The organism is Acidovorax sp. SUPP2825 (genome assembly GCF_030158995.1).
GTDB lineage: Bacteria > Pseudomonadota > Gammaproteobacteria > Burkholderiales > Burkholderiaceae_C > Paracidovorax.
The window spans coordinates 35,463-49,673 of the sequence record NZ_BQXK01000009.1 but is presented as its reverse complement, the minus strand read 5'-3'; the positions used below and the strand labels follow the sequence as shown (position 1 = coordinate 49,673).

12 protein-coding genes are annotated in these 14,211 nt (G+C 67.9%); 8 read left to right on the top strand and 4 right to left on the bottom strand.

Going from position 1 to position 14,211, the window contains the following annotated elements:
- Positions 1-36 precede the first annotated feature (36 nt).
- Positions 37-1,731: a dihydroxy-acid dehydratase gene (gene ilvD, locus AVAK2825_RS12960; RefSeq protein WP_272564179.1), complete on the top strand. Its 1,695-nt coding sequence runs from the start codon at positions 37-39 to the stop codon at positions 1,729-1,731.
- Positions 1,732-1,834: 103 nt separating this feature from the next.
- On the opposite strand, the gene AVAK2825_RS12955 is transcribed toward ilvD, so the two are convergent.
- On the bottom strand, positions 1,835-2,077 hold the full coding sequence (locus AVAK2825_RS12955) for a TIGR04438 family Trp-rich protein (protein WP_284399149.1): 243 nt from the start codon (positions 2,075-2,077) through the stop codon (positions 1,835-1,837).
- Positions 2,078-2,180: 103 nt separating this feature from the next.
- Between AVAK2825_RS12955 and AVAK2825_RS12950 the strand changes: the two genes are divergently transcribed.
- Positions 2,181-2,486, top strand: a complete 306-nt coding sequence (locus AVAK2825_RS12950; RefSeq protein ID WP_272564181.1) for a c-type cytochrome — start codon at positions 2,181-2,183, stop codon at positions 2,484-2,486.
- A 121-nt stretch (positions 2,487-2,607) separates the two neighbouring features.
- Here AVAK2825_RS12950 and AVAK2825_RS12945 read toward each other — a convergent pair whose 3' ends face one another.
- On the bottom strand, positions 2,608-3,090 hold the full coding sequence (locus tag AVAK2825_RS12945; RefSeq protein ID WP_284399141.1) for a LapA family protein: 483 nt from the start codon (positions 3,088-3,090) through the stop codon (positions 2,608-2,610).
- Positions 3,091-3,564: 474 nt separating this feature from the next.
- On the bottom strand, positions 3,565-5,559 hold the full coding sequence (gene acs, locus AVAK2825_RS12940; protein ID WP_284399138.1) for an acetate--CoA ligase: 1,995 nt from the start codon (positions 5,557-5,559) through the stop codon (positions 3,565-3,567).
- Positions 5,560-5,758: 199 nt separating this feature from the next.
- Here acs and AVAK2825_RS12935 point away from each other — a divergent pair, with 199 nt between their 5' ends.
- The 4 genes from AVAK2825_RS12935 (at position 5,759) to proX (ending at position 10,664) form a co-directional block, all read left to right on the top strand.
- A complete protein-coding gene (locus tag AVAK2825_RS12935; RefSeq protein ID WP_284399134.1) occupies positions 5,759-6,370 on the top strand; it encodes a TIGR00645 family protein in 612 nt (203 codons plus the stop codon).
- Between the two features lie 643 nt (positions 6,371-7,013).
- Positions 7,014-8,300, top strand: coding sequence for a glycine betaine/L-proline ABC transporter ATP-binding protein ProV (proV, locus tag AVAK2825_RS12930; protein ID WP_284399131.1), 1,287 nt, complete (start codon positions 7,014-7,016; stop codon positions 8,298-8,300).
- Positions 8,297-9,589, top strand: coding sequence for a glycine betaine/L-proline ABC transporter permease ProW (proW, locus tag AVAK2825_RS12925; protein ID WP_284399128.1), 1,293 nt, complete (start codon positions 8,297-8,299; stop codon positions 9,587-9,589). Before proV ends, proW begins: the two co-directional genes overlap by 4 nt.
- Before the next feature lie 37 nt (positions 9,590-9,626).
- Positions 9,627-10,664 carry a glycine betaine/L-proline ABC transporter substrate-binding protein ProX gene (gene proX, locus AVAK2825_RS12920; protein ID WP_272564187.1) on the top strand — a complete coding sequence of 346 codons (1,038 nt, stop codon included), beginning with the start codon at positions 9,627-9,629 and terminating at the stop codon, positions 10,662-10,664.
- 39 nt (positions 10,665-10,703) lie between these two features.
- Here the strand turns inward: proX and AVAK2825_RS12915 are convergent, their stop codons facing one another.
- Positions 10,704-11,615, bottom strand: a complete 912-nt coding sequence (locus AVAK2825_RS12915; protein ID WP_272553302.1) for a LysR family transcriptional regulator — start codon at positions 11,613-11,615, stop codon at positions 10,704-10,706.
- A gap of 140 nt (positions 11,616-11,755) precedes the next feature.
- On the opposite strand from AVAK2825_RS12915, the gene AVAK2825_RS12910 reads away from it, so the two are divergent.
- Together AVAK2825_RS12910 and AVAK2825_RS12905 are read left to right on the top strand one after the other, a co-directional pair.
- A complete protein-coding gene (locus AVAK2825_RS12910; RefSeq protein WP_284399123.1) occupies positions 11,756-12,679 on the top strand; it encodes an amino acid ABC transporter substrate-binding protein in 924 nt (307 codons plus the stop codon).
- Positions 12,679-14,031 carry an aminotransferase class V-fold PLP-dependent enzyme gene (locus tag AVAK2825_RS12905; protein ID WP_284399120.1) on the top strand — a complete coding sequence of 451 codons (1,353 nt, stop codon included), beginning with the start codon at positions 12,679-12,681 and terminating at the stop codon, positions 14,029-14,031. Before AVAK2825_RS12910 ends, AVAK2825_RS12905 begins: the two co-directional genes overlap by 1 nt.
- Positions 14,032-14,211: the final 180 nt, after the last annotated feature.

Below are 14,211 nucleotides of genomic sequence, written 5' to 3'. Positions count from 1 at the left end.
CGGCGACACGAAATTTCCTCCCACGAAGGACGCCCCATGGAAAACAAACCCCTGCAGATCAACCGCCGCAGCGCCAACATCACCGAAGGCAAATCGCGCGCGCCCAACCGCTCGATGTACTACGCGATGGGCTACGAAGAAGGCGACTTCAAGAAGCCCATGGTGGGCGTGGCCAACGGGCACAGCACGATCACGCCGTGCAACTCGGGTCTGCAGAAGCTGGCCGATGCGGCCATCCAGGGCATCGAAGAGGCGGGCGGCAATGCCCAGGTGTTCGGCACCCCCACCATCAGCGACGGCATGGCCATGGGCACCGAAGGCATGAAGTACAGCCTGGTGAGCCGCGAGGTCATCAGCGACTGCATCGAGACCTGCGTGCAGGGCCAGTGGATGGACGGCGTGGTCGTCGTGGGCGGCTGCGACAAGAACATGCCCGGCGGCCTGATGGGCATGCTGCGCGCCAACGTCCCGGCCATCTATGTGTACGGCGGCACCATCCTGCCGGGCAAGTACAAGGGCCAGGACCTGAACATCGTGAGCGTGTTCGAGGCCGTGGGCCAGAACGCCGCCGGCAACCTGAGCGACTTCGACCTCAAGGAGATCGAAAAGCGCGCCATTCCCGGCACCGGCTCGTGCGGCGGCATGTACACGGCCAACACCATGTCCAGCGCGTTCGAGGCGCTGGGCATCAGCCTGCCCTACTCCAGCACCATGGCCAACCCGCACGACGAGAAGCAGAACTCGGCCAAGGAATCAGCCAAGGTGCTGATCGAGGCGATCAAGAAGGACATCCGCCCGAGCGACATCGTGACCAAGAAGTCCATCGAGAACGCCGTGGCCGTCATCATGGCCACCGGCGGCTCGACCAACGCGGTGCTGCACTTCCTGGCCATCGCGCACGCGGCCGGCGTGGAATGGTCCATCGACGACTTCGAGCGCGTGCGCCAGAAGACGCCCGTGCTGTGCGACCTCAAGCCCAGCGGCAAGTACCTGGCCGTGGACCTGCACCAGGCCGGCGGCATTCCGCAGGTCATGAAGGTGCTGCTGAACGCCGGCCTGCTGCACGGCGACTGCCTCACCATCGAAGGCAAGACCATCGCCGAGGTGCTGAAGGACGTGCCGGACGCGCCCCGCGCCGACCAGGACGTGATCCGCCCCATCGACCGGCCCATGTACGAGCAGGGCCACCTGGCCATCCTCAAGGGCAACCTGAGCCCCGAGGGCGCGGTCGCCAAGATCACGGGCCTGAAGAACCCCGTCATCACCGGCCCGGCGCGCGTGTTCGACGACGAGCAGTCGGCCCTGAAGGCCATCCTGGACGGCAAGATCGTGGCGGGCGACGTGATGGTGCTGCGCTACCTGGGCCCCAAGGGCGGCCCCGGCATGCCCGAGATGCTGGCACCCACGGGCGCGCTGATCGGTGCGGGCCTGGGCGAGAGCGTGGGCCTCATCACCGACGGGCGCTTCTCCGGCGGCACCTGGGGCATGGTCGTGGGCCACGTGGCGCCGGAAGCGGCGGCGGGCGGCACCATCGCGTTCGTGAACGAAGGCGATTCCATCACCATCGACGCGCACACGCTGCGGCTGGAACTGAATGTGCCCGAGGCCGAACTGGCCCGCCGCCGCGAAGGCTGGACGCCCCCCGCTCCGCGCTACACGCGCGGCGTGCAGGCCAAGTTCGCCTTCAATGCCGCCAGCGCCAGCAAGGGCGCGGTGCTGGACGCCTACTGATCCAGGCCGGCCGCGCGCCGGCCATTGCAAATGACAAAGCCCGCGGCCGGTCAGGCGCGCGGGCTTTTGGTTGGAGGGATCGGTGCCGATCGGGGCGGTGCGTTCAGCGGCGGTTGCGCGGCTGGATGCCCAGGGCTTCCTTGTTCTTGTTGATGCGGTCCTGCTTGCGCTGGTCCATCCGTTCCATCGCGCGGCGCTTGGTATAGCCGGTGGCGTCGGCCCAGGCCCACCAGACAAAGGCCACGGCGAAGGGGGACAGAACCCACCACCACGACCACAGGGCCACGGGCCCGATCTCAAGGTATTTGAGCAGCACAAGAAGCACTCCCAGACCCAGCGCGTACATGGTGATCTCCTGTGCGGTACGGACTTTACGTGCCGGGGGTCAACCCCCGCCACTACAATTTCATTGAGCCGGATACTAACCCACAACCCACAGGAAACCCCCGATGAAGCGCACCCTGATCACCCTCGCGATGGCCCTGTCGGTGGCCGTGCCGGCCCTGGCCGACCAGGCCCTCGCCACCTCGAAAAACTGCATGGCCTGCCATGCGGTGGACAAGAAGCTGGTGGGCCCGTCGTACAAGGATGTGGCCGCCAAATACGCCGGCCAGAAGGATGCGGTGGACAAGCTGGCTGCCAAGATCATGAAGGGCGGATCGGGCGTGTGGGGCCCGGTGCCCATGCCGGCGAATGCCCAGGTGAACGATGCCGACGCCAAGAAGCTGGCCGCCTGGGTGCTGTCGCTGAAGTAAATCCATCCATCGCGCTGCCGATCAACGCCAACGCAAACGCCGCGCTGCACGGGCTCCCGTGCAGCGCGGCGTTCGTTTTGGAGGGTCGGCAGGCAAGCTGTGCCGCCGACGCATCACCACCTCAGATCGGGTCGATGCGGGAATCGACGCGCGGGGGCGTGCCGCGCAGCTGGTGTTCGAGTTGGCCCACGTAGGCCGCTGTGGTGTTGTCCGATTCCTGGGCGCGCTGGGCCAGGTGCAGTTCCAGCGCATCGATGCGCGCGATCAGGGCGGAATGGGACTGCAGGTTCTGGTTTTCGAGAAACGCGCGCAGTTCGGTGAAGCGGGAGGCTTCGGCCTTGTCGGCCAGGTCGCGCTGGGCCGTCATTTCCTTGGCGTGGCGGCGGGTCTCCAGCAGCACCGAGCCTTGCAGCGACAGCACGTAGGCGATGAAGAAAATGCCCAACAACACGGTCAGCCCCAGCATGAGCAGGCCCAGCGGGGCCTCGAAGGAGGTCAACCCCAGCGAGATGACGGATGGGGTGGCCAGCGTGGTCCAGTTGAGCGCGGCCAGCACGGCCATGGCGGCCACGATGAGCAGCAGCGCGATGGTTCTGAAATTCATGTCAATCTCCCGGAAGGTGTCGAAATCCGCAGCCTGGCAGGCGCGGTTGGGGGACGTTTTTAACCTGTGCGGGGGCGGTTATCGCTGGCTGGAAATTGAAACCGGCACTGTCCTACAGTGCGGGGCGGGCGTGAAAAAACCACCGGACGGGAAAGTACGGTGGTGTTGATGGGACAGAAACCCACGTCTGAAAGAATGTCTGCGTGCCATCGGCGCTTTTAGGCCCGTCGATTGGCGCTAGTGACCGAGATGAGGGATTTTGCCGTCACTCACATCGCCTGGGGCGATATGAGTGCCGTCAAACCCTGCGAAGCGCTTCGCGCCGGGCCACCTTGCGGCGGCCCCCTGGATCCATTGGTTTCAGCCAATAGATCCAGGATCGCAGGGTTTTGGTGAGCACATCACGCCGCCGCGCGGCATGAGTGCTCCCCGAATCCGGCAGCAGCTCCGCTGCGCGCCGATGGCGCTTTCTGATCAGTTGGTCTGCGACAACTGATCCAGAATGGCCGGATTCTCCAATGTGCTCGTGTCCTGCGTGATCTGTTCGCCCTTGGCGATGGAGCGCAGCAGGCGGCGCATGATCTTGCCGCTGCGGGTCTTGGGCAGGTTGTCGCCGAAGCGGATGTCCTTGGGCTTGGCGATGGGGCCGATCTCCTTGGCAACCCAGTCGCGCAGTTCCTTGGCGATGGCCTTGGCCTCGTCGCCGGTGGGGCGTGAGCGCTTGAGCACGACGAAGGCGCAGATCGCCTCGCCCGTCACGTCGTCGGGCCGGCCCACGACGGCGGCCTCGGCGACCAGATCGGTCTTGGACACCAGGGCCGATTCGATCTCCATCGTGCCCATGCGGTGGCCCGAGACGTTCAGCACGTCGTCGATGCGGCCCGTGATGCGGAAGTAGCCGCGGTCGGCGCTGCGCACCGCGCCGTCGCCCGCCAGGTAGTAGCCCTTGAGCTCTTCGGGGAAGTAGCTTTTCTTGAAGCGCTCGGGGTCGTTCCAGATGGTGCGGATCATGCTGGGCCAGGGCTTCTTGATGACCAGGATGCCGCCCGTGCCGTTGGCGATGTCGTTGCCCACCTCGTCCACGATGGCGGCCGCGATGCCCGGCAGCGGCAAGGTGCAGCTGCCCGGCACCAGCGGCGTCGCGCCCGGCAGCGGGGTGATGACGTGGCCGCCGGTCTCGGTCTGCCAGAAGGTGTCCACGATGGGGCAGCGCTCGCCGCCCACGTTCTTGTGGTACCACATCCAGGCCTCGGGGTTGATGGGCTCGCCCACGCTGCCCAGGATGCGCAGGCTCGACAGGTCGGAGCGTGCGGGATGCACGGCGGCATCGCCTTCGGCCGCCTTGATGAGCGAGCGGATCGCCGTGGGCGCGGTGTAGAAGATCGTGCAGCGGTGGCGCTCGATCATCTGCCAGAAGCGGCCGGCGTTCGGGAAGGTGGGAATGCCCTCGAAGATGATCTGCGTGGCGCCCGCAGCCAGCGGTCCGTAGGCCACGTAGGTGTGGCCGGTGATCCAGCCGATGTCGGCCGTGCACCAGAACACGTCGTCCGGGCGCAGGTCGAACGTCCAGTCCATGGTGAGCTTGGCCCACAGCAGGTAGCCGCCGGTGGCGTGCTGCACGCCTTTGGGCTTACCGGTGGAGCCGCTGGTGTACAGGATGAACAGCGGGTGCTCGGCGCCCACGGGCACCGGCGGGCAGTCGCTGCTCTGGCCCTGCAGCGCTTCGGCGAAGGTCTTGTCGCGGCCCGCCACCATGGCGCAGGCGGTGGCCGTGCGCTGGTACACGAGGATGCTGCGGATGGTGTCGCAGCCGCCCATCGCCAGGGCTTCGTCCACGATGGCCTTGAGCGGCAGTTCCTTGCCGCCGCGCATCTGGTAGTTGGCGGTGATGACGGCCACCGCGCCCGCGTCGATGATCCGCTCCTGCAGCGCCTTGGCCGAAAAGCCCCCGAACACCACGCTGTGCGTGGCGCCGATGCGCGCGCACGCCTGCATGGCGATCACGCCCTCGACCGTCATGGGCATGTAGATGAGCACGCGGTCGCCCTGCTGCACGCCGTTGGCCTTGAGCGCGTTGGCGAACTGCCCCACGCGGGCCAGCAGTTCCTTGTAGGTGACCTGGGTGACGGTGCCGTCGTCGGCTTCGAAAATGATGGCGGTCTTGTTTTCGACCGGGGTGCCGATGTGCCGGTCCAGGCAGTTGGCGCTGGCGTTCAACTGGCCGTCGGCGAACCATTCGTAGAACGGCGCCTTGGAGGCGTCGAGCGTGCGCGTGAAGGGCTTGTCCCACTGCAGGTTCTCGCGCGCCAGGCGGGCCCAGAAGCCTTCGAAATCCTGCTCGGCCTCGGCGCACAGCGCGTCGTAGCCGGCCATGCCGGAAATGCGCGCGGCCTTCTGCAGGGCTTCGGAGGGTGGGAAAACGCGGTTTTCCACCAGCACGGATTCAATCGTGGACGAGGACGCACTCATGGGTTTTGTCTCCTGGAGTCAACATAATTTGGCGGTACTTTCGGGGGCCGCACTTACATGCCACTGACGGATGCCGGCGGCCGCCAAAGGCTCCGATGCTACGCCTGTGCAGGCGGCGGGTTTCTGTCACAAGGCAAGCGGCCGGTGCTTCTAGAATCGCGCGAGTTTCATTTCTAGCGATTTTCAAGAAAACCCTCCCATGGCCTTCCCGCAACCCCCCGCTTCCCGCAACGGCAGCAAGTCCCTCACCCCGCTGGCCTCGCTGATCTTCGCCAGCCGCTGGCTGCAACTGCCGCTCTACCTGGGACTGATCGCCGCCCAGGGCCTGTACGTGTGGCACTTTCTCGTGGAGCTGTGGCACCTGATCGAGGCCGCGTTCGGCCACCAGGGCGCGCTGCAGTCGCTGGTCACCAGCATCGGCTACAAGCCGGGCGTGGAGGTCACGGCGCTCAACGAGACGGTGATCATGCTGGTCGTGCTGGCGCTCATCGACGTGGTGATGATCTCCAACCTGCTCATCATGGTGATCGTGGGCGGCTACGAGACCTTCGTGAGCCGGCTCAACCTGCAAAGCCACCCCGACCAGCCGGAATGGCTGGGCCACGTGAACGCCTCGGTGCTCAAGGTCAAGCTGGGCCTGTCGATCATCGGTATCAGTTCCATCCACCTGCTCAAGACCTTCATCAACGCCGCCAACTACGACGAGAAGGTGCTGATGTGGCAGACGATCATCCACGTGGTGTTCCTGCTGAGCGCCATCGCCATTGCCTACACTGACAAATTGCTGAACGTTTCGCACGAAAAGCACTGAGCGCCCACGCCCTCTCCCACCGAGCCCCGGCAAGGCCCCGAAACAGGGGTCTTTCGGGGCTCTTGCCATAGTACTCATTGGCCTGAATGCTATTAAAAACATAGCAAACCGGCATCCACCGCGCTCCGCTGCTGCGCCCGCGATTAACACATCGGGCAAACCCGGGTCTTTTGACACAAAAACACCCAATAACTATACTTTTGGAGTGTTTTACAACCTGCGATGCAGGTAATCCGCTCTTTCCGGCCCGCAACGCGGCGTTTTCACCGGAGCGGATCCCGTCAGGAAGACGGCGGCCCGGCCCCAGGCCCGGTCGCTGCCACCCTGGCCCATGGCCGAACCATTCGGCCCTGATGCCCCAAGGCACCCGCCCGTTCATCGGGCTCGGCGCCGCGTGATCCCCGGGAGTCCTCCGACCGACCTCTCCCGGCACGCCCCAGGCCCTTGCGCACCGCCTCGCGTGCCATTCGGGCCGATCCCGGTCACCTCGGTGCCCACCCTTTCGCTGCTGTTCCCGCGCGCCCTGGGCGTCCGGGTTCGGCTGCCGCATCAGGGTCTCGAATGCCCAGGCCTTCGCAGCCCCGCCCGTCTTCGGGCGGCCGGGGCGTGTTCAACCCGTTCCAACCGAGGGAGGACCCACACCGTGGCCAAACAAATCACCATCGAACATGTGTTCAAGGTTTTCGGCGATGCGCCGCAAGCCGCGCTCGAACTCGCCAGCCAGGGCCTGAGCAAGCAGGACATCCTGGCGCGCACCGGCCATTCCATCGGCGTGTTCGACGCCAGCTTCACCATCGAGGCGGGCGAGATCTTCGTCGTGATGGGGCTGTCGGGCTCGGGCAAGTCGACCCTGGTGCGCATGCTCAACCGGCTGATCGAGCCCACGGCGGGCCGCATCCTGGTGGACGGCCAGGACATCAACGCGCTGTCCGACCGGCAACTGCGCGCGCTGCGCCGCAAGGACATCAGCATGGTGTTCCAGTCGTTCGCGCTGATGCCCCATCTCACGGTGCTGGACAACACCGCGTTCGGCCTCGAACTGGCGGGCGTGGCCCGGCCCGAGCGCCAGCGCCAGGCCGCACTGGCGCTGGAGCAGGTGGGCCTGGCCGGCTGGGCCGAGAGCTACCCGGACGAGCTGTCGGGCGGCATGCAGCAGCGCGTGGGCCTGGCCCGGGCGCTGGCGTCGGACCCGTCCATCCTGCTGATGGACGAGGCGTTCTCCGCGCTGGACCCGATCATCCGCACCGAGATGCAGAGCGAGCTGCTGCGCCTGCAGCAGATCCAGCGCCGCACCATCGTCTTCATCTCGCACGACCTGGACGAGGCCATGCGCATCGGCGACCGCATCGCGATCATGAAGGACGGCTACGTGGTGCAGGTGGGCACGCCCGACGAGATCCTGCGCAACCCGGCCAACGACTACGTGCGCAGCTTCGTGCGCGGCGTGGACGCGGCGGCCGTCTTCAAGGCCGGCGACATCGCCCGGCGCCCGCTCACCGTGGTGTCGGAGCAGCGCGACCGGGGCTCGCGCGCCGCGCTGCAGCAGCTGGAGGAGCAGGACCGCGACTTCGCCTACGTGGTGAGCCCGGCGCGGATGTACCTGGGCACGGTCTCGGCCGACTCGCTGCGCGCAGCGCTCCAGGGCCACGTGGGCCCGCTGGGCCTGCAGCACGCCTATCTGGACGGCGTGGTGCCCATTCCCGTGGATGCGCCGGTGGCGGACCTGTTCGGCCAGGTGGCGCAGGCGCCCTGCCCGCTGCCGGTGGTGGAGGACGGCGGCCGCTTTCGCGGCGCGATCAGCAAGACCACGCTGCTGCGCTTTCTCGACCGCGACACGCCGCCCGTGCCGCCGGACCCGTTGCCGCCCGCGCCCGCACCCGCCATCGCCAATCCGCCCGCCAATGAACCATCCGAAAGGAGCCCGGCATGACCCAGTCCACCGCCCCAGCGCTCGATTCCACCACCAACCCCACGGCCGGCGAGTCCACCCCCTGGACGCCGGCCGCGGAGGCACCGCCTGCGGCTTCGGCCTCGCCCTGGGACAGCCCCGCCGCCGCAGCGCAGCAAGCCCCCGCCCCCGAGGCGGTGGCCGATCCCTGGGCCGCGTCCACCGCACCCAGCGATGCGGGCAACACCGACTGGCTTAACGCCCCCGCCAGCGCCACGCCCGGCGATGCCGCCACGGGCTTCGACCCCACGGCCGGCGGCTTTCACCTGCACCAGCTGTGGGACGGCAGCCTGCCGGTGGAGTCGTGGATCAACCACGGCCTGTCGTGGGTGGTGGCGCATTTCCGGCCGTTCTTCCAGACCGTGCGCGCGCCCATCGACGGCACGCTGGCCTGGGTGGAGGGCCTGCTCACCAGCGTGCCCACGCTGGCCATGATCGCGCTGATCGGCGTGCTCGCCTGGCAGTTCGCGGGGCGCGCGCTGGCCGTGGGCACGGTGGTTTCGCTGCTGCTCGTGGCCATGCTGGGCATCTGGCCCGAGGCCATGGTGACGCTGTCGCTGGTGCTGACCTCGCTGGCCTTCTGCCTGGTCATCGGGCTGCCGTTGGGCATCCTGCTGGCCAGCAGCGACCGGGCCCAGCGCGTGATGCGGCCGGTGCTCGATGCCATGCAGACCACGCCGGCCTTCGTGTACCTGGTGCCGGTGGTGATGCTGTTCGGCATCGGCAACGTGCCGGGCGTGGTGGTGACCATCGTGTTCGCGCTGCCGCCGCTGGTGCGCCTGACCAATCTGGGCATCCGCCAGGTGCGGCCCGACCTGATCGAGGCCGCGCGGGCCTACGGGGCCTCGCCGCTGCAGTTGCTGGCCAAGGTGCAGCTGCCGCTGGCCATGCCGTCCATCATGGCGGGCATCAACCAGTCGCTGATGCTGTCGCTGTCGATGGTGGTGATCGCCTCGATGATCGCCGTGGGCGGCCTGGGCCAGATGGTGCTGCGCGGCATCGGCCGGCTGGACATGGGCCTGGCGACCGTGGGTGGCCTGGGCATCGTGCTGCTGGCCATCACGCTGGACCGCATCACCCAGTCCATGGGCCAGCCGCGCCGCGGCGTGCGCCACTGGTGGCAGACCGGCCCGGCCGGCCTGGTGTGGCGCCTCGCCGCGCGGCGCGACCACGCCGCCCCGGCGGCCCCCGCAGCCGATGCGGCATCGCCCTCGCCTAGCGCGCAAGGCGGCTCCAGTGCCGCCCCGCAATGGGCCACCGCCGGCCGCTGAGCCCCGCCCATCCCCTTTCAGAAACAAGGACAACCACATGACCTGCATCACCCCTTCCCTCCGCCCCTCGCGCTCCCTCGCCCGCACCTGGCTGGCCGCCAGCGCGCTGGCCGTCGGCCTGGCCGGCACCGCCGCTGCGCAACCCCTGCCGGGCCAGGGCGTGCGCGTGCAGCCGCTGCAAAGCTCCATCGCGGAAGAAACCTTCCAGACCCTGCTGGTCGGCCGCGCGCTGCAAAAGCTGGGCTACGACGTGCAGCCCATCAAGGAGATCGAGTACGCCACCGCCCACGTGGCGATCGCCAACGGCGACGCCACCTTCATGGCGGACCACTGGGACCCACTGCACGCGGACTTCTACAAGAACGCCGGCGGCGATGCCAAGCTGTGGCGCCAAGGCACCTATTCGCAGAACGCCGCGCAGGGCTACCTGATCGACCGCAAGACGGCCGAGAAGTACCGCATCACCCACATCGACCAGCTCAAGGACCCCAAGCTCGCCAAGCTCTTCGACACCAACGGCGACGGCAAGGCCGACCTCACGGGCTGCAATCCCGGCTGGGGCTGCGAGGGCGTGATCGAGCACCAGTTGAAGGCCTTCGGCCTGGGCGCCACGGTCACGCACGTGCAGGGCAGCTACTCGGCGCTGATCGCCGACACCATCGCGCGCTTCAAGCAGGGCCAGCCCATCCTCTACTACACCTGGACGCCCTACTGGGTGAGCGGCGTGCTGCGCCCGGGCCAGGACGTGGTGTGGCTGCAGGTGCCACGGTCTTCGTTGCCGGGCGCGCAGGCCGGACAGGACACCGCCCTGCCCGACGGCAAGAACTACGGCTTCGTGCTGAACACCCAGCGCATCGTGGCCAACAAGGCCTTCGCCGAGAAGAACCCCGCCGCCGCGCGCCTGTTCGAGGTGATGCAGCTGCCCGTGGGCGACATCAACGCCCAGAACCTGGCGATGAAGAACGGCCAGAACCAGCCGGCCGACGTGGCGCGCCACACCGACGGCTGGATCAAGGCCCACCAGAAGACCTTCGACGGCTGGATCCAGCAGGCGCTCGCCGCGGCCAGGCCCTGAGGCGGCGCGCAGGCCCCGGGCACGCGCTGCCCGAGGGCGTCACGCCGCGCCATCGGCCTGCGCCTGGAAGGCGCGCGTGAAGTCGCAGCACGACTGCGCCAGCATGATGATCGAGGCGGCCAGCGCGCTGCGGTGCTCGCCCTTGTGCATGGCCACGTACGGCACGCTGGGCAGCGCAGGCACCACGTCGATCACGGCCAGCATGCCCGCGGCGATGAGCGGCGCCAGGCAGTGCCGGGGCAGGTAGGCCACCCCCAGGCCCGACACGGTGAGGCCCGTGAGCGCGACGAGGTTGCTCACCACGATGGCGTCGGCCAGTTCCACCCCGCGCTCCTTCATCCACGCGTCGTAGAGCCGCCCGGTGCCCGAGGCGTTGCCCTGCACCAGCAGGCGGTGGCGCGCCAGTTCGTGCAGCCGCACCGTGCCGGCCGGCACCAGCCCGGGCTTGCACATCCACGCGCTTTCCACCTGGCCGATGGCCTTGGCCGGCAGGCGCGCATCGGCGAAGGCATCGGGCACGATGATGAGGTCCAGCTCGTCGGCCAGCAGCTTGTCGCGCAGGGGCAGGCTGCCGTCCACATCGGGCTCCAGCGTCACCTTGGGGTAGTGCTGCTGCACCAGGGCGACCAGCCGGGGCAGCCAGGTCATCGCGGTGAGTTCGGTCACGCCGATGCGCAGGCGCCGCTCGATCACGCCGGGCTTGCCGAACTGCTCCACCGCCGCATCGCGCTGGCGCAGCAGCTTGCGGGCGAGCACGAACATCTCCTCGCCCTTTTCGGTCAGCCGCGCCGTGCGCTGGCTGCGGTCGAACAGCGGCGTGTCGAAGAGCAGCTCCAGCTCGTGCACCCGTTTGGACACGGCCGACTGCGAGGTGTGCAGCTTCTGGGCCGCCTGCGCGAAGCCGCCGAGCTGGCCGATCCAGTACAGCGCTTCGAGTTGCTTGAAGGTCATCATGGCGGGGATTTAAGAACACTTTTATTCATCCGATTCGAGCACAAAAAATCGCTTTTTCAAAAGCGTCGGCGCTTTGAGAATGCCTTTCAGCCCCTCGTCACCGCGAGGTCCCCTGCGCCCTCTCCCGAAAGCCCGCCATGCACCGCCTGCCCCGCCCCCTTGCCTTCGCCCTGCGCCGCACCCTGCCCCTGGTGGTCTGCGCCGCCCTGCTGTCCACCGCGGCCAGCGCCCAGGAGATCGACACCCTGCGCAAGATCAAGGAGAGCGGCACCCTCATCATCGGCAGCCGCGACAGCTCCATTCCGTTTTCGTACAAGCCCACGGGCAGCGGCGACCCCATCGGCTTTTCCAACGACATCTGCCTGAAGATCGCCGAGGCGGTAAAGGCCAAGCTCGGCCTGCCCACGCTGCGCGTGCAGTACACGTTGCTCAACTCGCTCAATCGCATTCCGCTGCTGCAAAACGGCACCGTGGACCTGGACTGCGCCACCACCACCAATTCGGTCGTGCGCCAGCAGCACGTGAATTTCGCGCCCAGCCATTTCGTGACCAACATCACCGTGGCGGTGAAGAAGAACTCCGGCATCCAGTCGCTGGCCGACCTGGCCGGCAAGACGGTGGCCACCGTGGCGGGCAGCACGTCGATCCAGCTGCTGCGCACCTACAAGCGCGCCGAGAACCTGGAGGTGCAGGAAATCTCGGGCAAGGACACGGCCGATGCCTTCCTGCTGCTGGCAAGCGACCGCGCCGCCGCCTACGTGCTCGACGACGTGCAGCTGGCCGGCCTGATCGCCACCGCGCCCAACCCGGGCGACTTCCGCATCCTCAAGGATGTGGTGCTGCGCCAGGAGCCCTACGGGATCATGCTGCGCAAGAACGATCCGCAGTTCCAGGCCCTGGTGGACCAGACGGTGACCGGCCTGATGCGCTCCGGCGAGATGGAGCGGCTGTACGCGCGCTGGTTCACCCAGCCCATCCCGCCGAGCAACGTGAACCTGAACTTCCCCATGTCCGACGCCGTGCGCGAGGCCTTCCGCAACCCCAGCAACAAGGGCGTGTGATGGCAGGCCACAGCAACACCACACCCTGCCCGCAGGGCCGCCTCTTCTCCGACGCCCTGATGCGCGAAGTGCGCGAGCGCTTCCTGCAGGTGGAGCGCGACCACCACGGCCACGAGCGGCTGTATTTCGACAACGCGGGCGGCTCGTTCCGGCTGAAGGCGGCGGTGGAGCGCTTCGCGCAGATCGATGCCGTGCCGGACAACACCGAGCGCATCCATGCCACGGCGCGCGAGCTGCAGGACATCCAGGCCGCCGGCGTGGCCGACGTGCGGCTGCTGCTCAACGCCACGGGCGGCAGCGTGTACGCCGCGCTCACCGCCTCGGGCGCCATGTTCGAGATGGTGCGGGCCGTGGCGCAGAACGTACCGGGCACCAACATGGTCACCACCGTGCTGGAGCACCCCTCGTCGTACGACGCCATGGAGCGCTACGCCCGCGAAATGGGCCGCGAGCTGCGCGTGGCGCCCAGCAACCGCGCCACCGGCGGCGTGGACGTGGACGCCATCGTGGCCCTGGTGGACGAGGGCACCAGCGTGCTCAATGTGATCCACGCCTCCAACATCTCCGGCGCCAAGCTGGACCTGGAGGCCATCGTGCCCCGGGCCCGCGCCATCCGGCCCGACCTGTACATCCTGGTGGACGCGGTGCAGCACGCGCCGCACGGCCTCATCGACCTGCAGAAGACGCCGGTGGACGGCATCAACATCGCGCCCTACAAGTTCTTCGGCTGCCGGGGCTCGGGCTTCGCCTGGCTGTCCGACCGCGCGGCCGCCCTGCCGCACCACAAGCTGTCGGCCAAGCCCGCCGATTTCTGGGACCTGGGCAGCACCGCGCCCTGGCAGTTCGCCGTGGTGACGGAGATCGTGGACTACGTGTGCTGGCTCGGCGCGCAGGCGCCCGAGGGCGGGCCCGCCGGCGATGCGGCCCCTGGCGACCGGCGGGCGCGCTTCGAAGCCGGCATCGCGGCCATCGAGCTGCACGAACGCGCGCTGCTGTCGCGCCTGCTGAACGGCGGCGGCGGCGACGGCGACGGCGACAGCGCAGTGCCCGGGCTGCGCGCCATGCCGGGCGTGGAGGTGTTCCTGGACCACCCCGACCTCACCCGGCGCGACCTGATCGTCGGCATCGGTTTTCCGCACCTGGACTGCACCCGTGCCGTACGAGAGTACGGCGCACGCGGCGTGACGGTGTACGAGCGCTCGGCCACCAGCCTGTATTCGCGCCGCATGCTGGAGTCGTTCGGGCTCACGGGCGCGGTGCGCGTCTCGCCGCTGCACTGCCATTCGACGGCCGATGTGGACCGGTTCCTCGCGGTGACGCAGGACATCGCCCAGGCGTTCGCCGCTGCGTGAGCGGCGCGCCGGCCGGGGCAGGCCGGCCACACTGGAGGCGAAAAAGGCCTCCAGCGCATGGATCACTAGGGCATGGTGCTATTAAAAAAGTAGCACCATGCACCGACCCGCCTGACGGGGAGAAAGGCGCGCACCGCCTCAATTTCTCCTCAATTGGATTGCAAAGTTCCTCCATCCCCA